The sequence below is a fragment of the Veillonella parvula genome, assembly GCF_040094895.1.
Taxonomy (GTDB): Bacteria; Bacillota; Negativicutes; order Veillonellales; family Veillonellaceae; genus Veillonella; species Veillonella parvula_L.
This window is the reverse complement of sequence record NZ_JBBNGV010000001.1, coordinates 828,763-844,658: the sequence shown is the minus strand read 5'-3', so window position 1 is coordinate 844,658 and position 15,896 is coordinate 828,763. Positions and strand designations below refer to the sequence as shown.

Annotated in this window: 15 protein-coding genes and 1 tRNA gene; 14 read left to right on the top strand and 2 right to left on the bottom strand. The window is 38.3% G+C overall.

The window, feature by feature from the left end; all coding sequences use genetic code 11:
- Window positions 1–759: 759 nt before the first annotated feature.
- Window positions 760–969: a TOBE domain-containing protein gene (locus AAAT26_RS03920; protein ID WP_004693239.1), complete on the bottom strand. Its 210-nt coding sequence runs from the start codon at window positions 967–969 to the stop codon at window positions 760–762.
- A gap of 88 nt (window positions 970–1,057) precedes the next feature.
- Window positions 1,058–1,131 (bottom strand) — tRNA-Gly (locus AAAT26_RS03915).
- A gap of 138 nt (window positions 1,132–1,269) precedes the next feature.
- Between AAAT26_RS03915 and AAAT26_RS03910 the strand changes: the two genes are divergently transcribed.
- The 14 genes from AAAT26_RS03910 (at window position 1,270) to rsmI (ending at window position 15,867) form a co-directional block, all read left to right on the top strand.
- Complete coding sequence (locus AAAT26_RS03910) at window positions 1,270–2,601, top strand: PepSY-associated TM helix domain-containing protein (protein WP_004693241.1); 1,332 nt, start codon at window positions 1,270–1,272, stop codon at window positions 2,599–2,601.
- 97 nt (window positions 2,602–2,698) lie between these two features.
- Entirely contained in the window at window positions 2,699–3,856 is a 1,158-nt protein-coding gene (nhaA, locus tag AAAT26_RS03905; protein ID WP_349208895.1) for a Na+/H+ antiporter NhaA, read from the top strand.
- 35 nt (window positions 3,857–3,891) lie between these two features.
- The gene (gene nhaA, locus AAAT26_RS03900; RefSeq protein WP_105086597.1) at window positions 3,892–5,064 is read left to right on the top strand and encodes a Na+/H+ antiporter NhaA; all 1,173 of its coding nucleotides are present in this window, start codon (window positions 3,892–3,894) and stop codon (window positions 5,062–5,064) included.
- Between the two features lie 261 nt (window positions 5,065–5,325).
- Complete coding sequence (locus tag AAAT26_RS03895; RefSeq protein WP_004693247.1) at window positions 5,326–5,934, top strand: peptidoglycan-binding protein; 609 nt, start codon at window positions 5,326–5,328, stop codon at window positions 5,932–5,934.
- Between the two features lie 221 nt (window positions 5,935–6,155).
- Entirely contained in the window at window positions 6,156–6,974 is an 819-nt protein-coding gene (gene purR, locus AAAT26_RS03890) for a pur operon repressor (RefSeq protein ID WP_105086596.1), read from the top strand.
- 134 nt (window positions 6,975–7,108) lie between these two features.
- Window positions 7,109–8,482: a bifunctional UDP-N-acetylglucosamine diphosphorylase/glucosamine-1-phosphate N-acetyltransferase GlmU gene (gene glmU / locus AAAT26_RS03885; protein WP_349208894.1), complete on the top strand. Its 1,374-nt coding sequence runs from the start codon at window positions 7,109–7,111 to the stop codon at window positions 8,480–8,482.
- Between the two features lie 127 nt (window positions 8,483–8,609).
- Complete coding sequence (locus AAAT26_RS03880) at window positions 8,610–9,563, top strand: ribose-phosphate diphosphokinase (protein WP_004693255.1); 954 nt, start codon at window positions 8,610–8,612, stop codon at window positions 9,561–9,563.
- Between the two features lie 10 nt (window positions 9,564–9,573).
- Complete coding sequence (pth, locus tag AAAT26_RS03875; protein WP_349208893.1) at window positions 9,574–10,152, top strand: aminoacyl-tRNA hydrolase; 579 nt, start codon at window positions 9,574–9,576, stop codon at window positions 10,150–10,152.
- A 26-nt stretch (window positions 10,153–10,178) separates the two neighbouring features.
- Window positions 10,179–11,660 (top strand): aminotransferase class I/II-fold pyridoxal phosphate-dependent enzyme, encoded by a 1,482-nt coding sequence (locus AAAT26_RS03870; protein ID WP_349208892.1) that lies wholly within the window; start codon window positions 10,179–10,181, stop codon window positions 11,658–11,660.
- 2 nt (window positions 11,661–11,662) lie between these two features.
- Window positions 11,663–12,349 (top strand): dTMP kinase, encoded by a 687-nt coding sequence (locus tag AAAT26_RS03865; RefSeq protein ID WP_349208891.1) that lies wholly within the window; start codon window positions 11,663–11,665, stop codon window positions 12,347–12,349.
- Window positions 12,350–12,424: 75 nt separating this feature from the next.
- The gene (locus tag AAAT26_RS03860) at window positions 12,425–13,465 is read left to right on the top strand and encodes a DNA polymerase III subunit (protein WP_349208890.1); all 1,041 of its coding nucleotides are present in this window, start codon (window positions 12,425–12,427) and stop codon (window positions 13,463–13,465) included.
- The gene (locus AAAT26_RS03855; RefSeq protein ID WP_008713595.1) at window positions 13,466–14,311 is read left to right on the top strand and encodes a PSP1 domain-containing protein; all 846 of its coding nucleotides are present in this window, start codon (window positions 13,466–13,468) and stop codon (window positions 14,309–14,311) included.
- A complete protein-coding gene (locus tag AAAT26_RS03850) occupies window positions 14,304–15,029 on the top strand; it encodes a tRNA1(Val) (adenine(37)-N6)-methyltransferase (RefSeq protein WP_008713596.1) in 726 nt (241 codons plus the stop codon). The genes AAAT26_RS03855 and AAAT26_RS03850 overlap by 8 nt, the downstream gene beginning before the upstream one ends.
- Window positions 15,019–15,867 (top strand): 16S rRNA (cytidine(1402)-2'-O)-methyltransferase, encoded by an 849-nt coding sequence (gene rsmI, locus AAAT26_RS03845; RefSeq protein WP_008713597.1) that lies wholly within the window; start codon window positions 15,019–15,021, stop codon window positions 15,865–15,867. Before AAAT26_RS03850 ends, rsmI begins: the two co-directional genes overlap by 11 nt.
- The last annotated feature ends 29 nt before the right edge of the window (window positions 15,868–15,896 follow it).

Genomic DNA, 15,896 nt, shown 5'->3' with positions numbered 1-15,896 from the left:
CGAACACAGTAGTTAAGCTCATAAACGCCGAAAGTACTTGGCTGGAGACGGCCTGGGAGGATAGGAAGCCGCTGATTGACTAAAAGAAAAAGGTCTACCTAAAGGTAGGCCTTTTTCTTTTTGCTAGTCTTCGACTAGCTAACCCTACTAGAGCAGCCTCCAGCGAAGGTTGTAGAGGTTGTATCTATGTACGTGTCCGTGTAAGACGGCCCTGGGAAAAGCAGGGCAGTAGAAGATGGAGGAGTGAAACGACGACAGATTCACTGCATCGCTTTCTTCCGAACGTAAGATTTACCGAGCTGCGAAGCAGAGAAGGAAAATCCACAGTGAGGAAGCAAGTAGGGCAACCGAAGAGGTCTTAGAGCTAAGCGACGCAGCCGAACCATATGAGTGCTTCCGAACGTAAGATTTACCGAGCTGCGAAGCAGAGAAGGGAAATCCACAGTGAGGATTGATAGGAAGCCGCGGCTAATGGTAGTATCTAACTAATCCATACGGTAACGAGGCACAACGTGCCAATGTTACCGAACCGTAAAGCAGTTGAGCTACTTTAAATATATGTAAATAAACTTTATCTAATCGATACCGCGGTGCGCAGCACCAATGGTATCGAACCGTAAACTAGTTGAGCAACTCCATATTTATGTAAATAACAAGCCCCATGATCACAAAATCATAGAGCCTATATATTAATAACAACTTATTAGGAATTTAATATATATACAAAAAAAGAGCTGCCTAAGCAGCTCTAATTCTTTATTATTCTACACCAACCATTACGCTAGTGGATTTGATAACAGCGACAACTTCTTTGCCAACTGCTAAGCCTAATTCTTTAACGGATTGAATAGTAATGTCAGCAGTAACAATATTATTATTACCTACGTTGATTTTTACGATTGCATTTACAGCGCCTTCTTGGATCTCAACGATAGTACCTTTTAATTGATTTCTTGCACTTAATTTCATGGATATCTCCTTAAAAAACAATACAAAAAGTATATATATTATAATATTTTGCATATAATTTGTGATATACATTACATCACAAATTATATGGAGCGGGCGAAGGGAATCGAACCCTCCTCTCAAGCTTGGGAAGCTCGCATTCTACCGATGAACTACGCCCGCACGATGTAAATATTGTATCATATATTTACATATACATTCAAGTAATCATAGATATATCTATGATTATACCTATAGTAGTAAATGTATTGAATTACTTTCAATCTAGATGTATAAAATAATAGAAAAGGAGGAATTCGTATGTCAAAAGTATATAAAGTTCATAAATGGTTATCTATCATTTCCTTAATTTTCTTCTTAATGTTTTGTATTACAGGATTAGTACTCATGTTTCGAACTGAGTTAAATGCATGGGCTCAAGGTGGAACAACACATCATTCATCAGCTATAATGTCGATGAATGAACATGAAGAATCTATATTTAAGTATGCTGATCAGGGGGCACTACTTGTTAAACAGAAATATCCATCAAAAGATATTTTGAATATATCCCCTGCTATGGGGGCTACACATATTTTACGGTATCGTATTATTGAATCTACGGCTACGGTAGCACCTCCAGCTCGCATGGGAATGGGTGGGGATTATGTTTTATATAATCCTATATCTAAAGAACTGATTACTTCACATAATGAGCCTCCTGTACATCCTTGGATTCGTAGTATGTTACATACTCTTCATCAATTACATACACGATTAGATTTAGGTAAAATTGGCATATATATTGTAACATTCTTATCATTTTTATGTAGTCTCACTATTATTTCAGGGATTTTTTTATATGGTCCATTTCGTAAAAGTTATTCTAAAGCCTCTGTTTTATCTAAGAAAATGAAAATAGGTGCATTACATCGTGAATTCTCAATAGTTGCAACGGTCTGGGGATTTATATTATGTATAACAGGTGTATGGATTGGGGGCTTTTTTATTGCAAATGATAACTATAATGCCGATGTACTTCATAATGCTAAACAGGAACTTTCGATTGGACAATCTGAAATATTGCAACCATCAGAAGCAATTTCTCGTATAATGAAAGTATATCCAGATCGACAAGTTATTTCTATGGATTATCCATCTAAGTTTAACAATTACCATTATGCATTTTATTTAGGTGCAGAAAATGATGATGATCCAGCTATGTTTCTTGGACAGCCTGTATATGCTAACTTGTATGTCGATTCTAGTAATGATAGATTTTCTACTAAAGCAGTTCCATGGTATTTTACAGGTATGACGACTATGATTAACCTACATATTCATAATCATAATACGATGGCTCTGAAGATATTGTGGGCTATATGGGATATTGTTCTCATTATTGGTATCGTGACTGGACTTATGATGACTATTATTAGAAAGTATAAAAAATCAGATGTAATTCTATCTAAAGTATCGGTAGAGGAAAAGCATATTTGGCGTACACCATTATTTTGTAGTATATCTGTTCTTATAGGATTGCTTCTACCACTTTGGCAAAATCCTGTTATGAATACGATTGCTGCTATTTGTTTAACTGTATCACTTATTGTATTTTTTATCTCTTTACTTAAAGAAAGTAAACAATATTGATTATTTTCGAACTGAAATGATATAATAATAAATATAGTTGTTTTTATATACATAAAAATACGTATTATTATTTATGACTCAGAAAGTGGTAGTTATTATGAATTTTATAAAAGCATTTTTCCAGTCAGAGTCTGCTGGTGGGATATCCTTGCTGTCCGCTGCTATTTTAGGCGTTCTTGTGGCGAACTCACCGATTGCAGCACAGTATTTTGCAGTCATGCAAATACACCTTGGTCCAATGACTATACTGGAGTGGGTAAATGATGCCTTAATGGCTCTTTTTTTCCTTTATGTTGGTATAGAGATCAAGAAGGAAATGATTTCTGGGGAGCTTGATACGAAGGCGAAATGTGTGCTTCCCGTATTAGCCGCATTTGCAGGTGTTATTACGCCAGCTATTGTGTATTATTTTGCGGCTGGATATATGCCAGAATATAGACATGGTTGGGGGATTCCTACCGCTACAGATATTGCTTTTGCTATAGGCGTTATTACAATGCTTGGTAATAAGGTATCTACAGCGATGAAAGCCTTTCTAGCTGCATTAGCTATTATTGACGACTTGATTGCCATAGTCGTTATTGCTCTCTTTTATGGGGCAGGCGTTAATTTTATGGATTTAATAGCTGCTGCGGCTGTAACTGGTTTACTGATTTATACTAATAAGCAAGGCTATTTAAGACCACTTCCGTATTGTGTTCTAGGATTAGTTCTTTGGTATTTAGTTTTAAAATCTGGTGTGCATGCTACCATTGCCGGTGTTGTACTGGCTATGACAATTCCTTTTAAAGGTAAAGTTATAGATAAGGTAGTATATCCTATGGAAGAATGGGCCCATGCTTTACGCAATTGGGTAAACTTCTTAATTATACCATTATTTAGTTTTTTAAATGCTGGTGTATCCTTTGCTGATTTTTCCATAGATAATTTATTCCATCCTGTAATCATAGGTGTTTCATTCGGTTTAATCTTAGGAAAACAATTAGGTATATTCTCTGCCGTCTACATTTTGGTTCAATCTAAGGCAATTAAGATGCCTACAAAAACGACGTGGCCTGAAATTTATGGGACAGCTATTTTGTGTGGTATTGGCTTTACTATGAGCCTTTTTGTTGCTACACTGGCTTTCCCACCAGGTATAACACAAGAAATGGCTAAGGTAGGTATCTTTATAGGATCAATCACGGCAGGCTTGCTAGGTGCGATTGTCCTAATTTTAGCTTATCAAATACGCAAGATGCGTGGTAAAATTTAATAAAATAATCTTTTGTAAGTATAGAAAGGATTCAAATGGAACGCATTTTTGTTTTCTTACGTTCTCCAGGTGCAGCTACATCTGTACTCCTAGGAGCAACAGTACTCGCTTTAATTTTAGCGAACTCTCCATCATCTGAACAATACTTTCAAATCGTTAATCACCATATAGGTAATCTAACAATTTTAGAATGGGTTAATGATGCATTGATGGCAATCTTCTTCCTTTTTGTAGGTCTCGAAGTTAAGCGTGAATTAGTATCAGGTGAGCTTAATACTAATGCTAAGCGTGTGATGCCAGGCATTGCCGCATTATTTGGTGTTCTAACGCCCGCTTTTATCTACTACTTAATTGCAGGTTTTCATTCTGAATATATACATGGTTGGGCAATACCAACTGCTACGGATATTGCATTTTCCATCGGTATTATATCTGCATTAGGCTCTAGAGTACCGAATTCAATGAAAGTATTTCTAACAGCTCTTGCCGTTATAGATGATTTGATTGCTATCATCGTAATTGCAATCTTCTATGCGTCAAGTATTCACATGATGTATTTAGGTGCAGCTGTCGTAGTTGTAGCTGCTTTAATCTATTGTAATAAGCAAGGATATGTACGACCTTTACCATATATCATTTTAGGGTTTATCCTTTGGTATTGTGTATTAAAATCTGGTTTACATGCAACTATGGCTGGTGTAATCTTAGCTATGACAATTCCTTCAAAAGGTAAACGAGGCCGTAAGTATGTTCGTCCAATGCAACATTGGGAACATTTATTATCCAATTGGGTTAGTTTTTTAATTGTACCAATATTTGCATTCTTTAATGCCGGTGTAGATTTACGTAATGTATCTGTTAATGACTTAACACATCCTGTAGTGCTTGGTGTTGCATTAGGTCTTATTATAGGGAAACAATTAGGTATTTTTGGTGCAGTATTTGCGATGGTGAAATGTGGCCTTGTACCAATGCCTACAGAAGCTAATTGGAAGCATGTATATGGTACTGCGATTGTATGTGGTATAGGCTTTACAATGAGTATCTTCGTATCTATCTTGGCATTTGAACCAGGTCACGCTCAAGAAATGGCAAAAGGTGGCGTTATACTTGGCTCATTAATCTCTGCATTATTTGGTTACATCTTCTTAAGACTTGTTGGTGCAAACCGAAAAGAATGTCATATTGGTGTATACCATAACTGCTAAAATTAAATAAAACTATTAAATCTCCATTGTAGACTGAAGAGAATTTCCGACTTTAGAAGTAATCTAAGTGAATATTCTTGCAGGATATAATGGAGATTTTCATTGGTATCTTATAATTTTATGATATATATGTAATACACCTTTAAAATTATTACTATAACTATAATTTAATATATGAATTATTGATATTAATAGAACCTTTATGGTTTATAGATTATTTAAAACTGTATAGTATACTACTTAATGTAAGGTGAGGTGTATATGATAAAAAAAATAATTATTACATGTACGCTTGTTTGTATGATTGTAATGGTATCCTCTGTATCATTAGCAAAAACTATTGATCGGGGGCAACGAGGGCATCACGTTAGTAAGGTGCAAACCATGTTAAAGCATCAAGGTTTTTTACATGATTCTATAGATGGCATTTACGGTCATAATACAGAACAGGCTGTTCGAAAATTTCAAAAATCTAAAGGGCTCCCTGTAGATGGTCGTGTTGGTCCTGCTACGATGAATGCTTTGGAAAAGATGGAGACTCGTTATGGTGGCCATGGCACAGAACGCAATCATAATGGAGTGCCTAATAAATACTCTAAAGTTTTAACGATGGAGGCTAGTGGCTATTCATCTCAAGATCCTGGCAACGGAAAATATACAGCTACAGGTAGTCGTCTACGGAAGGGACTTGTGTCTGTAGACCCTAAATTAATTCCTTTGGGAACGCGATTATATATTGAAGGTTATGGCTATGCTGTAGCTGACGATGTAGGTGGTGCTATTAAAGGGCATCGCATTGATTTAGCTTTTGATTCTCGTGCAGAAGCATTGCAGTTTGGACGTCAATCTGTAAAGGTTTATATTTTATAATGATGACTCTCTAGCTTTATATAACTATATGATAGGTTTATAGACTAAAATCATATTCTTGTATAAAATGCTAGAGAGTTTTTCTTTTACCGAATTATAATGTATTCAAAACCTCGAATATTCGGAAATTATGGTATAATATAGATATATGATGATGACTCATGATGTTAAATTGATGAGTATACTCAATAGTTATATGATGAATGGTAAAGGATAACCCTATGGATAAAGTACGGCGTGTAGAACGAATGGTGGCAATGACAAAACTGTTAGTTGATTCACCGCAAAAATTGATTCCTTTAAATTACTTTTGCGACTTTTTTGGCATGGCTAAATCAACGGTTAGTGAAGATTTAACATGTGTAAGGCAGTCTATGGAACACTTTCAACTGGGGACCTTAGAAACGGTGGCCGGTGTAGCTGGTGGGGTACGATTTATTCCGCATCGCAAGGGCACACAAGCGAACGATATTTTACGAGATGTGCAAGCTCGTTTAATGGAGCCAGATCGCATCATTCCAGGTGGTTTTATTTATATGTCTGATATCTTATATGATTGGCACGTAATGACACGTCTGGGTGAGATTATTATGACTCGTTTCGTGGACCGTGAACCGGACTATATTTTGACTGTAGAAACAAAGGGGATTCCTTTGGCTGTAATGGTAGCGAGAGCTTTCAATAAACCACTTGTTATTGCTAGACGTGATAGTAAGGTAACAGAAGGTTCTGCTATTAGCATTAATTATGTAACAGGTTCCTCTGGGCGCATTCAGACTATGACTCTAACTAAACGGGCAATTCCTCCCAATGCGAAGGTGTTAATTATCGATGACTTTATGAAAGCTGGCGGTACCGCTAAGGGACTTAAGGAATTAGTTCTTGAAATGAGTGGGGTCGTTGTTGGCACAGGTGTTCTTGTAGCTACAGCTGAACCAAGTCCGAAGTTGATCGATGATTATGAATCATTATTTACTTTTTATGGTATCGATGAAAATACAAAGAAAATTAGTATAGATCCTGTGTTAGATACAGAGTAAATCATTAATATTAGGAAGATTATAGGCTGATATAATGGTTTATATTGAGTATTGACCTATGGGCTAAACAATGACGTAAATAATAATATTTAAAATGGTTTAGAGATATAAGAGATACCAGATAGGAGATTACTATGAATATTGCAAGCCTTATTTTAGCTGCTGGTAAGGGCACGCGTATGAAGTCTAAATTGCCAAAAGTGTTACACAAGGTCGGCGGTAAGGCGATGGTAGAACGCGTTCTTGAAACGGTTCAATCCATTGGTACCAATCGCGATGTTGTTATCGTTGGTTTTGGTGGCGATGCAGTACAAAATTACTTGGGAGAGCGTGCTGAATTTGTTCGTCAAGAAGAACAAAATGGTACAGGTCATGCAGTTAAGATGGCTCAACCAGTACTTGGTGACTATGATGGTACAATCTTATTGTTATGCGGTGATACTCCCCTGGTTACAAAAGAAAGTTTAGAAGCGCTTTTAGAAGAACATAAAAATTCCGGTGCAGCAGCTACAATCTTAACTGCTCATATGCCGAATCCAACTGGTTATGGACGTATCATTCGTAATGAAGCGGGTTCTGTAGTTCGTATCGTAGAACAGAAAGATGGTAAACCTGAAGAATTAGCGGTTCAAGAAGTAAATACAGGTATGTATGCTTTTGATAGTAAAAAATTATGGCCTTGCTTAGATCAATTATCTGATGATAATGCCCAAGGTGAATTGTATATTACTGATGTAGTAGGTATTCTCGTAAATGGTGGCGACAAGGTAAGTGCATACATGACTAAGGATTTTGAAGAATCTTTAGGGGTAAACTCACGTTTGCAATTAGCAGAGGCTGAAGCTATATTAAAACATCGTAAAAATGTTGAGTTAATGACTGCTGGCGTAACAATTATTGACCCTGAAAATACCTATGTGGCTCCTGAGGTAACAGTAGGTGCAGATACAATTTTGCATCCTGGTACAGTCCTTGAAGGTGATACTATCATTGGTGAACGTTGTGAAATTGGACCACATACTCGTTTGACGAATGTAAAAGTCGGTAATGATACGATTATCCATTTTACTTATGGTCATGACTGTGAAGTAAAAGACGGTGTAGATGTAGGTCCATATGTCCATTTGCGTCCAAATACAGTTTTAGGTAATAAGGTTCATGTAGGTAACTTTGTAGAGGTTAAGAACTCTATTGTTGGGGAAGGTACCAAGTTTCCACATCTCTCCTATATCGGCGATAGTGATGTTGGGGCCGGTGTTAATATTGGCTGTGGCACTATTACCGTAAATTATGATGGGAAAGTTAAGCATCGTACGACTATTGGTGATGGTGCATTTGTTGGTTGTAATAGTAACTTAGTTGCTCCTGTAACAATAGGTAATTATAGCTATGTAGGTGCGGGCTCAACTATTACTAAAAACGTACCAGATAAGGCCTTGGCTGTAGGTCGTAGCAAGCAAATTGTGAAAGAAAATTGGGTAACAGAGGATACTTTCAAAAAGAAATAAAAAAAATCTCATATTTTTTAACACAATTAGGTCAAAATAGTATACAATAAAAAGGCAATAGTGTGTATCTGTAATGTATGGATTATGGATAAGTAACCAGTATAGGAGCAAATGAAAGGGTAACAAAATGGCATTTGAAGACGGCAAAAAACTCAAGATTTTCACAGGTAATGCAAATCCTGCATTGGCAAAGGAAATTTGTGATTATTTAGGGTTGCCTTTAGGTGAAGCATTTGTAGGTCGTTTTAACAATGGCGAAGTACAAATAATGATTGATGAAAGCGTACGTGGCAAAGATGTATTTATCATTCAACCAACTAGCTATCCTGTAAATGATAATTTAATGGAACTCATGGTTATGGCTGACGCGTTAAAACGCGCTTCTGCACGTCATATCACTGCAGTAGTTCCTTACTATGGCTATGCTCGCCAAGACCGTAAGACTCGCGGTCGTGAGCCGATTACAGCTAAGTTAGTAGCTAATTTGATGCAAACGGCAGGTATTACACGTCTTGTAACAATTGATTTGCATGCAGGCCAAATTCAAGGTTTCTTTGATGTGCCTGTAGATCATTTGTTTGGCGCATCTATTTTGGCTAAATATATTAATGAAAAAAATATGGAAGATGTTATCGTTGTATCTCCTGACCTTGGCGGTGTTACAAGAGCTCGTGATTTGGCTGACCGCATTGGTGCACCGATTGCAATCATTGAGAAAAAACGCCCTGAACCAGGTGTGGCTAAAGTTATGAATCTCATCGGTGATGTGGCAGGTAAAAACTGTATTATTATTGATGATATCGTAGATACGGCTGGATCCTTGGTTGAAGGTGCTAAAGCATTGGAAGAATTCGGTGCTAAATCCGTTACCGCCGCTGTTACACATGCAGTGTTGACAGATCCGGCAAGTGAACGAATTGCAAATTCCAATATTAAGGAACTTATCGTTACTAATACTATTCCATTGCCGGAAAATTGCAACTTACCAAATATTACGCAATTATCCGTAGCTCCATTGTTGGGTGAAGCAATTATGCGTATTTTCCATGAAGTATCTGTAAGTAATTTGTTTGATAAATAATAGGTGATTCTTGAAATTAGTAGTAGGCCTCGGTAACCCCGGCAAGCAATACGAAAAGACAAAACATAATATTGGATTTATGGTTATTGATGCCATTGCCGATAGTGTCCCTCACACGCCTTGGAGAGAGGAGCAACGTGCTGAGGTATGCAGTATTACCGTAGATGGTGAGAAAGTATTACTTGTAAAGCCGCAAACATTTATGAATCTAAGTGGTGAGTCTGTAGGACCGTTAATGCGGTACTATAAAATTGATCCATCTGATGTGTATTGTATTTATGATGACATGGATTTACCTATAGGTAAGTTGCGTATTCGACCAAATGGTAGTTCGGGTGGACATAATGGGATTAAATCTTTAATTTCCCATATAGGAACAGAAAATTTTTCTCGATTCCGCGTAGGAATTGGACGTCCATTGCCACAATGGACTGTCATTGATCACGTTTTAGCACCATTTAGTGAAGAGTCGCAAGAGAAGGTACAAAAAGGTATTAAGGATACGGTAAAAGCCGTATTAGGTACTTTAGAGGTAGGTATTGATAAAGGCATGAATCAATTCAATCCTAAACGTCGTCCACAGCGATAAATTCATGCCCTTTTTACGAGGTACATATGAGTAATCAAGAAAAAATGCCTTTTGTAGAGGCTTTAGAATTATATAAAGAACAACATTTTGTGCCCTTTCATACGCCAGGTCATAAGATAGGTGTTGAAGCACCTCAACTGTTAAAGAATTGGATGGGGCCAGCGTTACCCTATGACTTAGGTGTTATGTATGCTTTAGATGATTTACATGAACCTGAATGGGAATTAAAAGAAGCGCAAGACTTAACAGCCGAATTATATGGAGCTGATTGTTGTTATTTTTCTATTAATGGTACTACAGCTTTGATTGAAGCCATGATTATGGGGACTGTAGGGCCTGATGAAACCATTATCATTCCTCGAGAAGCACATCGTTCTGTTATTAGTGGGCTTGTTCTCTCAGGAGCCAAACCAGTATATATGGGCTGTGATTTTGATGAACGCTGGGGGATTCCACTAGGAGTATCATTAGAAAATGCTATCAAATCAATGGATGCACATCCAGAGGCAAAGGCGATTCTTTTAGTGTATCCAAACTATTATGGCGTGGGCATAGATATTATTAATATCATACAAGAGGCTCATAAGCGGGGCCTTATTGTACTTGTTGATGAAGCTCATGGGCCTCATTTGCCGTTCTCTGAAAGTTTACCTATAGAAGCTATAGAGGCTGGAGCAGATTTGGTGGCTCAAAGTACACATAAATCTGTTGGCTCTTTGACACAAACATCTTGGTTATTAGGGCAAGGTAAAAAAATTGATAAGCGGCGTATTACGCAAATGCATCAAATGCTTCAAAGTACGAGTCCAAACTATATTTTCCTTGCTTCCTTAGATATGGCGCGCCATCAATTAGCCACAGCAGGTAAAGATTTAGTAAGTCGTGCAGTAGAGTTGAGTTCGTACTTACGTGAGGAACTCAATAAAATTTCTGGTATTGCTACTATGGAATACACAGATATTCAAGAGGAAGTAATAAACTATGATTGTACTAAGGTGCTGATTGATGCTAAAGAATTAGGGCTCACAGGTGTTGCTTTTGAACGGATGTTACGAGAACATCATATTGAGGTGGAGCTAGTACAAGCTCATCATGTGCTTGTGCTCATTACCATAGGTGATACAAGAGAGTCTGTAACGGCTCTTATTAAGGCTGTACAAGATGTACGTGAAAAGGTGTTACGCACATTAAAAGAATTTAATAATACAGAGGAAGAGCAATTGCAAGACATTAGTAAAGATTCTGCGCTGCTACCAGCGCCTATTGTGCGCGTAACCCCTCGTAATGCTATGTACACAAATCGTGAGCAAGTACCTTTAAAAGAGGCACTTCATCGCATTGCAGGGGAGACCATTGCTTATTATCCACCAGGTATTCCCTGTGTAGCAGTAGGTGAAGAGATTAGTGCCTCTGTGTTACAATATATAGAGAATCGCAAGGCTCTAGGTTATGTACCGAATGGGGCTGATGATATGACATTGGAAACAATTTGGGTATTACAGGAGTAATTATGGGGACTTTGATTATATTAGAAGGTGGAGACGGCAGCGGTAAGGCTACACAAACTAAACTCTTAGTAGAACGCTTGACCAAAGAAGGGCATGCCGTTAAGTCTGTGAGCTTTCCAAACTATGACAGCGGCGCTGCTATGCCTATTAAAATGTATTTAGCCGGTGAATTTGGTAAAGATGTACATGATGTAAATCCTTATGTGGCAAGCTCTATGTATGCTATCGATCGATTTGCTTCCTTTAGAACTGATTGGGAACAGTTTTACAAAAATGGAGGTATCATTATTGCAGATCGTTATACAACGTCTAACATGGTGCACCAGATGGTAAAATACGAGGATCCGAAGGAACGCACTGCATTTTTAGATTGGCTTGAAGATTTTGAGTTCCAAAAATTTGGCTTGCCTAAACCTGATGCAGTATGCCTTTTGGATATGCCCCTTGAAGTGAGCGAAGCCCTTATGGCGGAGCGCACTGGTAAAACAGGAGGCAATACGGGGGATATTCACGAAAGAAATCATGCATATTTAGTAGCCGTTCACGATGCGTATGAAGAATTAATAAAGCGTTATCAATGGCACCGCATACCTTGTGCAAATAAAGCTAAGTCTAGTCAGTATACGTTGCGTACTATTGAAGAAATTCATAATGATGTATATAGTGCAGTAGAAAATCTACTACCTTAGAAAAAGGCGACTCTTTTAAAAGTCGCCTTTTTCCTATATAATATTAATATTGAGCATGTATTGATAGGAGGCGCTATGGCATATTTTGATTCTATAATTGGTCAAGATTCGATTAAGGCACACCTATCTGAACTTGTAAGTCGTAATGCATTACCTCATAGTCTCTTGTTTTATGGCGAATCTGGTCTTGGCAAGCTAGATATGGCCATAGGCCTAGCGTCTTTATTACTAGGGCGTCAAGTATTCTCTCAACCTAAGGGGGAATCTTATTTAGCAGAGGTTAAGGAAGCCCGTTTAGCAAATGGGGATACGGAAAAACGTATTGAAGCCGAAGGATTACCTATCTATATGGATAAGGGTGATGCCTTTTGGATTCGCCCTATGAAAACAACCTTAAAGGTAGAGCAGTGGTATTCATTATTACAAGATCATTTGTCTGTGGCGGGCAATGGGAACCGCGTTGTCATTGTGGAGGACTTTCACACGGCCAATGCAGTCATGGCAAATGCTATGCTAAAAACCATTGAGGAGCCACCTGAACAGGTGTACTTCATCATTATTACGAACAAGATTAACACCGTATTGCCTACCATCATTTCTAGATGCATGGGAGTAGGATTTAACAGTGTTGATGTAGATACGATTCGAACCGCTCTCGTAGCGCGTGGAATCACCAGTGATATAGAACAGGCTTTGTTAGCTGGTCATGGTAACCCACAATTAGTGGAGAAACTGGCGACACAAGGTCGCATCGAAATGCTAGAGTTAGCCGTTAAGATAATGGATATATTGGCTTTTGAAACGCGATGGTTTTCTATGATTTCCTTAGCTTGTGAAAGCTTATCTCGTGAAAGCCTAACGGAATTGATGCACTGGCTACGCCTTGTAAGTAGAGATATGATGGCTCTTAAAATGGGGGCTCAAGACACGCAATTACAAGTACCTATATACAAAACTCAATTATTACGATTATTACCGCGCTGGTCTATGCAAGCATTGGCTAAGGTTATTACTGAAACATTGCAAGCAGAACGGGCTTTGCGCTTACATATAAAAACCGCTCTCGTGGTGGACGGTCTTAGTATCGCCCTTCATGATGCTCGGGAGGAGGATTAAATGCTAACCATAGTTGGCGTACGCTTTAAAAAGGCGGGAAAGATTTATTATTTTCAGCCTGAACAATTAGAACTATCCGTTGGGGATGGGGTTATCGTTGAAACAGCACGTGGTGTAGAATACGGCACAGTTGTGATTGGACCAAAAGAGGTCTATGAAGATTCTGTTGTTGCCCCTGTGAAGCCTGTTATTAGACAGGCGACGTCTAAGGATTTGAAACAAATCGAGAAGAATAAAGAGCGCGAAGAAAAAGCCTTTGAAATTTGTCTCGAAAAAATTGAAAAACGCAAGTTACCGATGAAACTTATCAATGTGGAATACACATTTGATATGAATAAGATTATATTCTTCTTTACTGCAGATGGCCGTATTGACTTCCGTGAGCTCGTTAAAGATTTGGCAACTATATTTAGAACGCGCATCGAGTTACGCCAAGTAGGTGTCCGTGATGAGGCTAAAGTACTAAATGGTATCGGTGCTTGTGGTCGACCTTTGTGTTGTTCAAATTTCTTAGGTGACTTTACGCCTGTATCGATTCGCATGGCAAAGGATCAAAATTTGAGCTTAAATCCTACGAAGATTTCTGGTGTATGTGGTCGATTGATGTGTTGTCTTAACTATGAAGATGATTTATATAAAAAAGGTGGCGACCTATATGTGAAGAAGGAACGCACTCAATCTCCTCAAGATATAGCACCTCCTGGCATTGGTAAGGAGGTTGTTACCGATGAAGGTATTGGTAAAGTTTTAAAGGTAAATCATCATAAGCATACTGTAAAGGTACAGCTCGAAGCGGGCCGTACTATCGATTTGAAATGGTCCGAGGTGGCATTGCCTGATGAATGATCAAGAACGACTTGATGATTTAATTATCGATGGCTTACAGATTTATCAGCGTTCTGATATGTTTCGCTTTTCCTTTGACGCCATAGCACTCATTCATTTTTGTCGTTTTAATGGTCGTCATACCTATGTTGATCTTGGAACGGGGTCAGGGGTTATGCCGCTTATAGGTACGTCATTAGGGGCAGGTCATATTACAGGTATAGAAATTAATGAAACTCTCGTTGAGTTGGCTAAGCGTAGCGTAGAACATAATCGTAAACAAGATGTGGTAAATATGTTATGTGGCGATTATCGACATATGACATATCGCGATATACAAGATAAGCCTTTTGATGGTGTTATTGTTAATCCCCCTTTTTATGATTGTGAAAGCGGTGCAAAGCCTACATCTGAAGAGCGTACTTTAGCACTTCATGATGGACATACAACTTTATGTGATGTTCTGAAAGCGGTACAGTCCTTTATTAAATGTAAAGGTCGCTTGTGGATGATTTATAGTGCTAGTCGCTTGCAATATGTATTACATGAACTAGAAAGGTTTAACTTTCAAGCAAAACGAATTCGGTTTGTTCATGGTATGCTAGATAAACCAGCAAAATTAGTTTTGATAGAGTCTATTTTTCAAGGTCAGGCAGGTCTTGTACTTGAGCCACCACTCATCGTTTACAAAAAAACGAATGTGTACACGAAGGAGGTGTCCTCTTGGTATGAACGATAATGAATGGGGCGCATTATACTTGGTGCCTACACCGATTGGTAATTTAGAAGATATGACGTATCGATCTGTTCGTATTTTGGGTGAGGTAGATGCTATCGCGGCTGAGGATACACGTCATACGGGCATATTGTTAAAACATTTTGATATTAAAAAGCCTTTGATTTCTTATCATGAACATAATAAGGAGGAAAAAGGTGCTTATATTTTGGAGCTTTTGTTAGAAGGACAGTCGATTGCTTGCGTTAGTGATGCGGGTATGCCTGCTATTTCTGATCCAGGGGCAGACCTTGTAACAAAGGCCATTGAAGAAGGCATAGCTGTAGTTCCATTACCAGGAGCCAATGCGGCGTTAACAGCACTTATTGCATCAGGTTTAGATACTAAATCCTTTACCTTTGCAGGGTTCTTGCCTAAACGGGGAAAACATCGTATTGAAGAATTAAAAAGACTTTCACAAGTGACGGGAACCTTGCTGTTTTACGAAGCCCCGCATCGATTACAAGAGGTTTTACAAGATATGTATGAAGTCTTTGGTAATCGCTCTATAACGGTGGCAAGGGAATTGACGAAGAAGTTTGAAACCTTTGTACGCACCGATCTAGAAAGCCTTATAAAGGATTTAGAACAGCTCACCTATAAAGGTGAATTCGTCCTCATCGTAAGCGGTGCTGATACAGTGGAGTCCGATACTTGTGAAGTGTTGGATGAACCAGTATCTTATGAAGATGCTGTGCAAGCCCTTGTAGATACTGGGGTACCTAAAAAAGAAGCTATTCGCCAGGTGGCAAAGCGTTTTAACGTTTCCCGCCGGGATGTATATAATATTGTAGAACGTTAAACCTTCCCATTCGAAGGTTAGAAGGAGGC